This window comes from Aureibaculum marinum (assembly GCF_003813905.1).
GTDB classification, from domain to species: domain Bacteria; phylum Bacteroidota; class Bacteroidia; order Flavobacteriales; family Flavobacteriaceae; genus Aureibaculum; species Aureibaculum marinum.
The window spans coordinates 454,534-466,227 of the sequence record NZ_RPFJ01000006.1 but is presented as its reverse complement, the minus strand read 5'-3'; the positions used below and the strand labels follow the sequence as shown (position 1 = coordinate 466,227).

Annotated in this window: 9 protein-coding genes; 5 read left to right on the top strand and 4 right to left on the bottom strand. The window is 29.4% G+C overall.

Annotated elements, in window-relative coordinates; translation table 11 throughout:
* The first annotated feature begins 147 nt into the window (after nucleotides 1–147).
* A complete protein-coding gene (locus tag EGM88_RS06605) occupies nucleotides 148–798 on the top strand; it encodes a DUF2441 domain-containing protein (protein WP_123897173.1) in 651 nt (216 codons plus the stop codon).
* A gap of 163 nt (nucleotides 799–961) precedes the next feature.
* Nucleotides 962–1,930: an acyl-CoA thioester hydrolase/BAAT C-terminal domain-containing protein gene (locus EGM88_RS06600; protein ID WP_123897172.1), complete on the top strand. Its 969-nt coding sequence runs from the start codon at nucleotides 962–964 to the stop codon at nucleotides 1,928–1,930.
* Between the two features lie 279 nt (nucleotides 1,931–2,209).
* Here EGM88_RS06600 and EGM88_RS06595 read toward each other — a convergent pair whose 3' ends face one another.
* The 4 genes from EGM88_RS06595 to EGM88_RS06580 form a co-directional block, all read right to left on the bottom strand.
* Nucleotides 2,210–4,372, bottom strand: a complete 2,163-nt coding sequence (locus EGM88_RS06595) for a TonB-dependent receptor (protein WP_123897171.1) — start codon at nucleotides 4,370–4,372, stop codon at nucleotides 2,210–2,212.
* Between the two features lie 181 nt (nucleotides 4,373–4,553).
* Nucleotides 4,554–7,076 (bottom strand): M14 metallopeptidase family protein, encoded by a 2,523-nt coding sequence (locus tag EGM88_RS06590; RefSeq protein ID WP_123897170.1) that lies wholly within the window; start codon nucleotides 7,074–7,076, stop codon nucleotides 4,554–4,556.
* 359 nt (nucleotides 7,077–7,435) lie between these two features.
* Nucleotides 7,436–7,813, bottom strand: coding sequence for a PUR family DNA/RNA-binding protein (locus EGM88_RS06585; RefSeq protein ID WP_123897169.1), 378 nt, complete (start codon nucleotides 7,811–7,813; stop codon nucleotides 7,436–7,438).
* Between the two features lie 108 nt (nucleotides 7,814–7,921).
* The gene (locus EGM88_RS06580) at nucleotides 7,922–9,679 is read right to left on the bottom strand and encodes an ABC transporter ATP-binding protein (protein WP_123897168.1); all 1,758 of its coding nucleotides are present in this window, start codon (nucleotides 9,677–9,679) and stop codon (nucleotides 7,922–7,924) included.
* A 146-nt stretch (nucleotides 9,680–9,825) separates the two neighbouring features.
* Here EGM88_RS06580 and nusB point away from each other — a divergent pair, with 146 nt between their 5' ends.
* From nusB to yajC, 3 genes are all read left to right on the top strand, one after another.
* Entirely contained in the window at nucleotides 9,826–10,767 is a 942-nt protein-coding gene (gene nusB / locus EGM88_RS06575; protein ID WP_123897167.1) for a transcription antitermination factor NusB, read from the top strand.
* Between the two features lie 85 nt (nucleotides 10,768–10,852).
* Nucleotides 10,853–11,314 (top strand): DUF1573 domain-containing protein, encoded by a 462-nt coding sequence (locus tag EGM88_RS06570; protein WP_123897166.1) that lies wholly within the window; start codon nucleotides 10,853–10,855, stop codon nucleotides 11,312–11,314.
* An 11-nt stretch (nucleotides 11,315–11,325) separates the two neighbouring features.
* Nucleotides 11,326–11,643: a preprotein translocase subunit YajC gene (gene yajC, locus EGM88_RS06565; RefSeq protein WP_123897165.1), complete on the top strand. Its 318-nt coding sequence runs from the start codon at nucleotides 11,326–11,328 to the stop codon at nucleotides 11,641–11,643.
* Nucleotides 11,644–11,694: the final 51 nt, after the last annotated feature.

Genomic DNA, 11,694 nt, shown 5'->3' with positions numbered 1-11,694 from the left:
GAGGCGAAGTTATTTTACTCACTAACTCAAAGGAAACTTCCTTTGAGTTCCGTTTAACAACAACTAACACTATGTAAAGAGAATAAAACTAACGTTTTACTATCTTTACACATCTTTTAGGTGCAAGTTGTCGAACGAATAACATTAATGAGATATTTTCATATTCAAATTTTAAATGGCATTCGAAAAGAATGGAGAATTGGAGATTCTGTGAAAACTGAATTCAATAATTTTTACAGAGATATTCTCAATGGTATTGAAAATATTTCAAAATCTAATTTCCAAGGCAAAAGGTTAATTAAAAGAGCTGGAGAAACTCTAGACGTTGAATGGATGGATAATTTAGACTATGAATCTAAAAATTATGAAAACCTTTTCTATAAAGTTCAAGATTTACTAATTGACTACGAAGGTTTATCAAACGAATTATATAAATCACATTTTCAACATTTAAAATTAATACGAGAAGATACTTTTGAGCAAACTAGACTTGAAATAAATCCTTTACTTCCATCAAGAAAAAAGTGCATTTGGTTATGCACAACTGACACACTTCAAAATTGGTGGGATACTTTTAAAAGACATCCGAAAAAAAGAATATTAGAACTTGAATTATCGCCAAATGGTAAAAGACACATTGCAGACGCGGAATATATAAAAACGGAATTATACAGTCTTCAAGAATGGAAAACCTTAGCTACTGATTATTGGAAAGGTACTAAAACCTCTAATCCAGTTTTGGAAGTCTTGTATGAGGGAGAATTCAAGATAATTAATGAATACGAAAAATGGAAATAATATAAAAACCAGCACCTAACATGGGCTATAATTCATTGTGAAAGGATTTCCTAAACGGAAATCCTTAACTTCAAGCCAAGGTTTGATTTCGGGCGGAATGTTCACTGCGTGAAATTCCACAACGAAATCATAGCCGAGAACGTTAGCTACAACCCAAAAACTGATGAACAAAAGAAAATACTTTATTCCAATAGGGATTATCGCATTACTAACAATTGGCTATTTCATTGCTGATTTAATTCTCTTTCACGGAATAAGACCAAAGTTGATAAATGAAAGTGGTTTTCATGCAAACTATTTTGTCAAAAATGATTTAGAGAATAAAAAGGCAATAGTATTAATTGGTGGTGGACAATGGGGCGACTATTGGGCACAAGAATTTGCAAATAATGGAATGGTAGGTCTTTCATTACCTTACACAGGAATAGAAGGTTTACCGAAATTACCAGAAGAAATTGATTTAGCATACTTTGAAAATGCAATAAAGTGGTTAGGAAAACAGAAAGAAGTTGACAAAAATAAAATCGTAGTAATCGGAGCATCGAGAAATGCAGAATTAGCATTATTGATTGCTGCTACATTTCCAGAAATTGTAAGCGGAGTTGTTGCATATTCACCAAGTAGCGTTTCTTGGTCGAATACTGTTTTACCTTATAGCTCTAATGAACTAAAACCAAGTTGGAAATATAAAGGAATTGACATTCCCTATGTTCCAATGGAAAAAATTAGTGGAAACGAATCGGATAAAATCAAAATGCTGGATTATTGGAATAAAGGTCTGTCGCAAACGAAATTAGTAAGTCAAGCAACTATCAAAGCAGAAAATATTAATGGTCCTATCCTACTTTTTTCAGGAAATGATGATAAAGTTTGGCCATCATCATTAATGGCAGATATGATAGAAGAGAACTTAAAAGAAAACAATTTTAAACATTCTATTGAGAATATAAAATATGAAAACGCTGGTCATCTAATTTCAAGCAGACCAGAGGAAAATTCAAATTATAGAACTGGAACATTGAATATTGATGGAAAAGACTACGAATATGAATTCGGAGGAACTAATGAAGGAGATTTTAAAGCAAAGAAAGATGCAAAAGTCAAATTAATGGAATTCCTAGAAAAAATATAAATTCATAAAAAGGCAGTAGCTAACAAAGTACTGTGGTAAAAAACAAGTAAAACTCATTAATTTTTCACTAAAGTACTTTTATAATTATCATTGTAAGGAGTCCTTTTAAACTGCTTGAGTGAGTAGCTATTTGTACTCTCCTACTCTAAAAATCGTTTAAGCTAGTTCACTTAACTGATGTCTTGTAAATTTTCTATTCTATTTTTATTTACTAAATTAATAGCTTAAAAATTATTAGCAAACTCTACTATATTTCAAAAACGCGACAATTATCCTACCTTATAAATTATCCAACTGATTTTTGTTTTTATCGTCACTAATGGTCCAAAAGAAACCTATAAAAAAGAAACGGTCTGCACTGGGTACAATAGCTTGGCGTTTAAACATACCATTAACATCTGGACTATTGGCATAAGTATAACCATAGGTATTTTTAATACCCATAATATTAGAAACCGATACAAATAGTATTTTTTGTTGCGAAATTAAATAACTCCAATTGATACTTAAATTGTTATACGTTTTGGTTTTTTCACTCATAAATTGGTCGGTATTTGGGTTATTATAAGGTCTGCCACTAGCAAAACTATAGGTTGCTCCTACTTGGCTACGCCAATTGTTGATCCAATACTTAGTAACTAAACTGGCATTGTGTTTTGTTGCAAAACTTGGCGTTACTTGCTCTTTAAAATCCCGATACTTTCTTTCGGTATCTAAATATGAATACGAAAACCAATATTGTAGATTTTTTATGTTTTTACTGTCTTTCCAAAATAGATCTATGCCTTTTGCATAGCCAAATCCGTTATTATTAAAATTGGCAATTGGCACATCAAATTCGGTGTCGTATTGTAATAAATTGTCATAGTTTTTATAATACAATTCCGCTCTAAACAACTGCTTTTCCTTTTTATACTGATAGTTTAAAATATAATGTGTAGATTTTTGAAAATCAACATTTTGCTCAATTTTAAGTTCGTTATTTTGTGGCGTTTGATAAAAATCTCCGTAAGCAAAAGACAATTGCGATTTAGTATTTATTTTATATGCCAAAGAGATTCTTGGAGAAAAAGCATAATCTTTCAATAAGGCATTGTATGTACCTCGAATACCAAATTTACCAGCAAAATTGGTAGAAAAAAAAACTTCAGATTCCGCAAATACAGAACCCATGGTATGCGTAAATTTATATTCAAAATTTTGAGTTTGATTTGTCAATCCAGTTTCTTTAAAATTTATAGAGGTTAATTCTGCTCCATACACCAATTTGAATGCATTACTAAAGATATGCTTTAATTTTGTTTTAAAATGTAAGGCATTTTCTATGTCATTTACGTCAGTTTCTTCAAAACCTACGTCCGTATTGCTATTACTATAACTTAGACCGGTGGTTAGTTTTAAATCATCACCTATAAATCCATCATATGACAAGTTTGTATACCAATTGCTGTCTTTTAACTTAAAACGAGCTAAACCATCATAATTGATGTTTTCTTGTTCCACATCAAACTCAGAAAAGCTATATGCGGTATAAAACTTGAATAGTCCATTTTTTGTGTTATGTCTGTAAACTGCTTCTCCAGAAAGAGCTTCAGGCAATTTGTTCCAAGTATCTCTATCAGGAGCTATTTTATGATAAGGAGCTAGATTTATATAACTCGCATTAATAGACAAAGCATCTTTATCCCATTTTTTGGTATGCCCAAAACCAAATCCCAAAGACATTAAAGAAATATTGGTTTCATTTTGTTTAGGTTCTCTAATGGTATTTAATAACAACACACTAGATAACGCATTACCGTATTCTGCGGAATATCCGCCTGTACTAAATGTAATTCCATCAAATAAAAATGGAGAATAACGTCCTCTTGTAGGCGTATTATTTGCAGTAGAGATATAAGGTTTAAACACTTGTAATCCGTCAATATAAACCCCAGTTTCATCTGCTAATCCTCCACGAACAAATAAGCGTCCGTCTTCCCCAACGGTTTGAGTTCCTGGTAAGGTTTGTAAAGCTCCAATAAAATCGCCTGCAACACCTGCAGTAGTAACTACATCTAACGGACTCATTACAGAAACCGCGTTTGTACCACCAGCTTTAAATGAACCGGCCGATAATACAACAGCATCTAACGTATTTATAGCTTCTTTAAGCACAATTTGTAGTCCGTTTAAGGTATTTACATTGCCAAATTGCTTAAACGTCTGAAAATTCAAATTAGAAACAACTAGTGCTTGCTCTCTAATTTCAGTAGTTGTAAATAAAAATTTGCCTTCTACATTTGTTGTAGTACCATCATACGTATTTTCCAAATATACGTTAGCACCTGCTATAGGATTTCCTATTTTATCTGTAACTGTACCAGAAATGGTAGTTTGAGCAATAATATTATTACATAACAAAATAATAAGTAAAACTATAATTGATTTAAAAGTTTGCATCTTGTTGATTTTTATGATGCAAATATGAATCAACCTAATAGCTAAATAAATTTAGAATATCTGAATTGTATTATTTTAAGGATGAATTGTATCCATGAGTTTAAATCTACTATTATCTTATAAAAAAAGAGGCTCATTTAGTTTAATAAGCCTCTTTCATTATTAATTATATATTAAAAAATTACATCATCTTACCAAAGAAAATGGCATTCATTAATAACTTATTAGTTCCATACCAAAAAGCTCTAAAATTAGTATTATCAGTAAAAGCAATAACTTTACCTCTACCCATTCCTGCAGTTTTAAAGGGGATAGTTCCTTTTAAAACTTCTAAATTTTCTTCAGAAACATAACCACTTAATAAGGCTTTTTGAGTGTATTGTAATGGGTTTTTATAATTACTGGTACTATCTGGTTTTACAAAAAGCGTAGTGTTTCTAAATAATGCAATTTTATTTTTATTATAGCCATATCCTATTGGATGTGTTAAATCAATTTCTGCTTCAAAAATGGCACCACCAATTACTTGAGCTCCCCTGAAATCACGTCGTTCTGCGAAAGGCACATTTTTAGCATTTAATTTAGTTTTCTTAAAATCTAATTTGATAAACTTTTTAGAATTTAACCAACGTAATGCATTACGATAACCTATTAAAACACCTCCGTTTTTTACAAAAGTTTTTAAATTATCAGTAGCATCATTTAATGTTCGACCAGAAGTATTTGCTACAATAATAGTGGTGTATTTGCTTAGGTCAACTCTACTTAAGTCTTTGGTATCTAATTTAGTTACCGGAATTTGATATCTTGTATCTAGTAAATGCCAAATTTCACCAGCATCATAAGATGTAATACCTTCACCTACCAGAACTGCAATTTTTGGTTGTTCTAAAATTCTAAAAGAAGAACTACCTAAATCTATTCCTTGGGTAAGTCCAGTAGTTGCAGCATTAAAATCTACTCCTGTTTCTTTAGCTAGTTGCTGTAATAAAGCATAAATCTGCTCACTTGACTTTTCTTGATTGGCAACAGGAACTAAAATTGTTCCATAATCATAAGTTTTACCTTCAATACTAAAAGGTTTAGTAGCTACTTTAGCTCTAATATTATTTTTTAAAATGGTATATAGAGCTTTAGCACTATAATACTCATCCCATTCAAATACATAGGCATAATCACTTTTCCCATTTACTTTTCCTTCTGGAAAATCAAGAGAAGTAACAACTTCACCCGCTGTTGACACGTTATTAGAATACCCATAATTTAAGTCGAATGCCATAGGCAATGTCCATGCCGAAACATCATAAAACAAACTATCTTGAAAACTAGTTCTAGTTTCAAACATTGCTTTAATCATTCTATAATTAGGCTGATTGGTAGGAATGATATAACTACTATTTTGCAAGAATTTTGTACCATTAACATTTACATCTTTATTCAGTTTATGAAATTTTATTTTTTGACGTTCTAACATTTTAGCAAACTGATACGTTTTTCCTTTGTCATGGGCATCTCCAAAAACTATAGCTTTATTTTTATCTTTATTTACTTCATTTTGAGCATTTTTATAAAAATTTTGTTGATACGTTAATAACTCTTCTCTAATATTTTTGCCTGCTTCTAATGTAGATAAGGCTGCTGTAAATTGATTGCGAATGGTAAAAGGAAAAGTTAACAATCCATTTTCAGAATTTTGTGCATGACCTCTAGAACTAGCCTGTTCAAATAAAATTCCTATACCACCATTAATATCAGGAAAAGTAGAACCTTTTCCGTAGTAAAAATCATCAAAGCTTTCTTCAGAATAGTATAAAGAACCTATTTTATCAAGAGCTTTTGCATGATATTCTCCAATTTTTGCAGTTAATTGTTGGTTTAATTTAGGTGTTAACGGATGCGTTCTTGACGGAATACCTGGTTGAAAAAAGAAAGTAGAATTTGTTCCCATTTCATGATGGTCTGTTAACACATTTGGTTTCCATTGATGAAAACTTCTAATACGAGCTTGCGATTCTGGCAATTGGGTAACCAACCAATCTCTATTCATATCAAACCAATAGTGATTTGTTCTTCCTCCAGGCCAAACCTCATCATATTCTCTATCATTATTGTCTGATGTTATGTTTTGATTTTTATGAATATTTACCCAAGTTGCAAAACGATTTAATCCATCAGGATTGTAAGAAGGATCAAACAGAATAACAGTATTGTTTAATAATTCATCTATTTCTTTTCCTTCAGCAGCTGCTAGATAATACGCTACTAACAAACCCGCATTCGCTCCACTAGGTTCGTTACCATGAATAGAAAACCCTTGATAAACTACAACTGGCATATTGCTAATGTTTACATCAGTTGCCGAAGCATCTGATAATTTTAAATGCTCTGTTCTAATCTTTTCAATATTCTGATGGTTTTTTGGAGACGTAATAGTTAGCAATAATAATGGTCTGCCTTCGTAAGTTTTTCCTCTATCTTCAATAGTAATTCTATCAGAAGAATTTGCCAATGTTTGCATATAATGTACCAGTTTATCATGAGATACATGCCACTCACCTACTTGAAATCCAATAACACTTTCTGGAGTTGGTATTTTAGGATTGTAATTGACATTTTGAGGTAAATAATAATTGAGATCTATTTTTTCTTGAGCATAATTACTAAAAAAAGATAAAACAAAAAGGAACGTAATAATTTTCTTCATATTTAGATTGAATTAAATGAGATAGTATAAATAGTTAAAATTAGTTGATACAAATTAGCTATTATAAAACATCAAATACATAGCCTAGCAACCAGTATAGAATAATAAATACAAAAAAGGTTCCAATGCAGCCACATTTGCCTCCACCTATTTTTTTTGCTCCAAACCACGCTATAATAACCCTTAATAATTTTTCCATTGTATATATTATTTAGGGTAAATATACTTTTATTTTAATAAATTAAAAAATGACTTCATTTACACAAGTTTTTATCTTAGTTTGCAGAAAGATAATTTTTTTGCATAAAAAAAGACTATCAGTTACGATAGCCTTTAATTCAATTTGAGTTAGTAATACTTTAAATATCGTCAAAACTTACATCTGTAAAGCTTGTTGTTGATTTATTTTCTTCTTCAACACCAACTTCAGAGCTTGGTTTTTGATAATCTTTTTGATGACGTTCAGAAATTACTTCTTCTCCCTTTTCATTAATAATAAAATCAGTTGCTTTAACTAACATTTCATTAAATTCATTAAAATCTTCTTTATATAAATAAATCTTATGTTTCTTGTAATGAAAAGAACCATCATCATGGGTAAATTTCTTACTCTCGGTAACAGTTAAATAATAGTCTCCTGCTTTAGTAGATCTTACATCAAAAAAATAGGTTCTTCTACCGGCTCTTAATACCTGAGAAAAGATTTCTTCTTGTTCTGTATATTCTTTATCACTCATAATAATCTTAACTTAATGTGGGTAAAATTTATAAATTATATCACAAATCTAAAAAAATAAATCATTTACACAACACTTTATTATATTTCTTTTATGTTTTAAATTTAATTATGAAGCACTTTGTTCTATAAGTTGTTGGTTATAAATATTTTGATAAAAACCCTTTTGATTAAATAATTCTTCATGCGTTCCTATCTGAACAATTTTTCCGTGATCTAAAACAATTATTAAGTCTGCATTTTTAGCCGAAGAAACTCTATGACCAATAATAATTGTAGTTTTATTTTTACTAATCTTATTTAAATTATTTAAAATAATTTCTTCTGTTTCTGTATCAACAGCAGACAAGCAATCGTCAAAAATTAGTATTTTAGGTTCTTTTATTATGGCTCTTGCAATAGATATTCTTTGCTTTTGACCACCAGATAAAGTTACACCTCTTTCTCCTACAAATGTATCGTACTCTTTAGAAAAATCTACTATATTAGTATGGATATGAGCATTTTTAGCAGCATTTATAATTACTTCTTTTACAGCTTGTTCATCTCCAAATTTAATATTATTTGCTATTGTATCAGAAAATAAAAATGCTTCTTGAGGCACAAAACCAATGGCATTTCGCAAACTTGTTAAATTAACCTGATTGATTGGCTTATCATCTATTAATATTTCACCTTTATCAACATCATACAACCTTGCAATAAGTTCAGCAATTGTAGACTTTCCTGAGCCTGTCTTACCTAAAATAGCTAACATTTTACCTTTTTCGAGTGTAAAGTTCACATCTTTTAATGCTGTAGTATTTGTATCATCATAAGTAAATGTTACATTTTTAAAAGCTATTTTTCCTTCAATATTAGTAGGCTCTTCCACTAAATTTTGTATTTCAGGTTCTTCTTCTAAAAACTCATTAATTCTTTTCTGAGATGCTTCAGCTTCTTGTACAATAGAAGTTAACCAACCTATAACCGTAACTGGCCATGTTAACATATTAACATAGATAATAAACTCAGCTATTACTCCAAAACTAATATATCCATTAATATATCTTGTTCCGCCAACATATACAACCACAATGTTACTTATACCTATTAGCAATAACATTAATGGAAAAAATAACGCTTGTAATTTATAAACAGCAATATTTTTTTCTTTACTCTCTTCTGCTACTTCATTAAAATCTTTAAATGTTGGTTTTTCTATTCCGTACGCTTTAATCACATTCATTCCAGAAAAAATTTCTTGAGTAATAGAAGTTAATTTCGATAGTGTTTCTTGTTTTATTCTACTTCGCTTATTAATTTCTCTACTTAAAAAATAAATTGACAAGGATAAAATTGGCAGTGGAGTTAGTGCATATAATGTTAAAGTGATATCTTTTTGAACCATATATGGAATTACCACTACAAAAAGGGTAATTATATTAATGGTATACATAATAACAGGTCCAAAATACATTCGTACTTTAGAAACATCTTCACTTATTCTATTCATTAAATCACCTGTTCTATTTTTTTTATAAAAATTCAGTGATAATTTTTGATAGTGTTTAAATATTTCATTTTTCAGATCAAATTCAATATACCGAGACATATTAATTATGGCTTGTCTCATAATAAAAGTAAATACACCAGAGAGCAAAACAGCACCTAACATTAATAAAATGTTATGTAATAATTGATCTTTTACAGCTTGTAAACTGTGAGTTTGATTATTAATATATTTTTCTACACCGTCTAAAGAATCTCCAATAAAAATAGGGACTACTAAAGATAATACTCTTGCAATTATGGTACATAAAACACCAATTATTAATCGATATTTATATTTTAAAAAGTATTTATTTAAATAACGTAAAGATTTCACAAGATAAATTTGAATTGATAAGCATTAAAATTTTGACACGAAAGAGTAATACTCTACCTTTGCCAAGATTTTTTTCAACGCCGAATATACAAGTTTAAAATGATAGTACAAATTCTAAGTTCTTTGACTTATAAAACATTTAATTTATGTTAAACAGGAGACACCTGAGAATAAAAGTAATGCAATCCGTTTATGCCTTATTACAATCAAATAGTGATGATATAGTTAAGGAAGAAAAATTCTTAAATTATAGCATCTATAAAATATATGATTTGTACGTTTTGCAATTGAGTTTAATGGTAGAGGTAAGAAATTTAGCCGAAAAGCATCAAGAAATTGCCAAAAAGAAATATTTAGCAACTTCAGAAGATAAAAATCCGAATAGAAAATTTATTGATCATCCTTTTTTACTAGGGCTAAAAAATAATGAATCTTTAAAAGAATACATTAGTACCCAAAAATTAAAAAATTGGAAAGAAGATAGTGAATATGTTCGATTAATTTGGGATGCCATTAGAGAAAGTGATATATATGTAGATTTTATAAAAAATTCACAGTCAGATTCTCCTAAAGGAGATTTAAATTTTATAAGTGAATTGTATAAAAAAGTAATAGCACCAAATGACAAGTTATTTGACTACTATGAGAGTCAACTTATAACTTGGGTAGATGATATTCCTTTTGTAAATACTTGGATTATTAAGAATTTAAAAAAAATAAATGTGAATACCCGTTTTGATAAAAACAGCATTTATAAAGATTATGAAGATAAAGAGTTTGTTGTAGACTTGTTTAAAAAAACGGTATTGCACCATCATGAATTTAATGAAGATATTGATGCCAAAACCCCAAATTGGGATACTGATAGAATTGCTGAAGTAGATTTTATCTTAATGAAAATGGCCTTAACGGAATTAAAATATTTTCCATCAATACCTACAAGAGTAACAATTAATGAATATATTGAAATTGCAAAAGATTATTCTACCACTAAAAGTAGTTTTTTTATAAATGGCGTTTTAGATAAATTATTGAAAGAATATACCGCAGCAAACAAGATAAAAAAAATAGGAAGAGGATTAGTTTAAAAATTATTAATTTTATACCCTGAATAATAGTAATATTAAAATTAATAATACCAATTTGTAAGAATAAAATAATAAATTAAAACTTATGAGATTACCAATAAAAATATTGACTGTTTTAGTAGTATTTTCTATGATTTCATGTAAAGAAAATGCAGCTTCTAAAATTAAAGAAGAAAATTTAAAACTTGCTAAAGAACGAGATTTTAAAATGTCAGAAGGAGCTCCAGCGGTTTCTTTTTCAAAAACCGAACACGATTTTGGTGTTATTAATGAAGGTGATATTGTAGAAACAACTTTTGATTTTAAAAACACAGGGAAATCGGCTTTAATAATATCTAATGCTACAAGTACTTGTGGTTGTACCGTACCAGAATATCCGAAAGAACCAATACCTGTTGGAGGAACTGGATCTATTAGAGTTAAATTTAATTCATCTGGAAAACCAAACCAGATAAACAAAGTTGTTACATTAACAACCAATACAGCTAACGGAAAAGAAACGGTTTTAATAAAAGCAAATGTAACCCCAAAACAAAACCCAAGTTAAAATAAATAAATATGTATTCAGCAATAGTATTACAAGCCGGAGATGGCGGAATGGGAAATTTTATATTAATTCCGGCCATGTTATTGGTTATTTATCTTTTTATGATAAGACCACAAATGAAGAGAGCAAAAAATGAAAAAAAATTTCAATCTGAAATAAAAAAAGGAACCAAAGTGGTTACCACAAGTGGTATTCATGGAAAAATAGTTGATTTAACCGATGATGCAGCTATTATTGAAACAGGAGCCGGTAAAATAAAGTTTGAACGTACTGCAATTTCAATGGAACTTAGTAAAAAATATGTAAGTCCAGCGGAAACAAAAAAGTAGGATTATCAAAATTAAGTAAGAAGTGAGTTTTATAACAATAGAACTCACTTT

Coding starts and splice junctions, on each gene's coding strand:
- EGM88_RS06605 (WP_123897173.1), top strand. CDS start 148: ATGAGATATTTTCATATTCAAATTTTAAATGGCATTCGAAAAGAATGG.
- EGM88_RS06600 (WP_123897172.1), top strand. CDS start 962: ATGAACAAAAGAAAATACTTTATTCCAATAGGGATTATCGCATTACTA.
- EGM88_RS06595 (WP_123897171.1), bottom strand. CDS start 4,372: ATGCAAACTTTTAAATCAATTATAGTTTTACTTATTATTTTGTTATGT.
- EGM88_RS06590 (WP_123897170.1), bottom strand. CDS start 7,076: ATGAAGAAAATTATTACGTTCCTTTTTGTTTTATCTTTTTTTAGTAAT.
- EGM88_RS06585 (WP_123897169.1), bottom strand. CDS start 7,813: ATGAGTGATAAAGAATATACAGAACAAGAAGAAATCTTTTCTCAGGTA.
- nusB (WP_123897167.1), top strand. CDS start 9,826: ATGTTAAACAGGAGACACCTGAGAATAAAAGTAATGCAATCCGTTTAT.
- EGM88_RS06570 (WP_123897166.1), top strand. CDS start 10,853: ATGAGATTACCAATAAAAATATTGACTGTTTTAGTAGTATTTTCTATG.
- yajC (WP_123897165.1), top strand. CDS start 11,326: ATGTATTCAGCAATAGTATTACAAGCCGGAGATGGCGGAATGGGAAAT.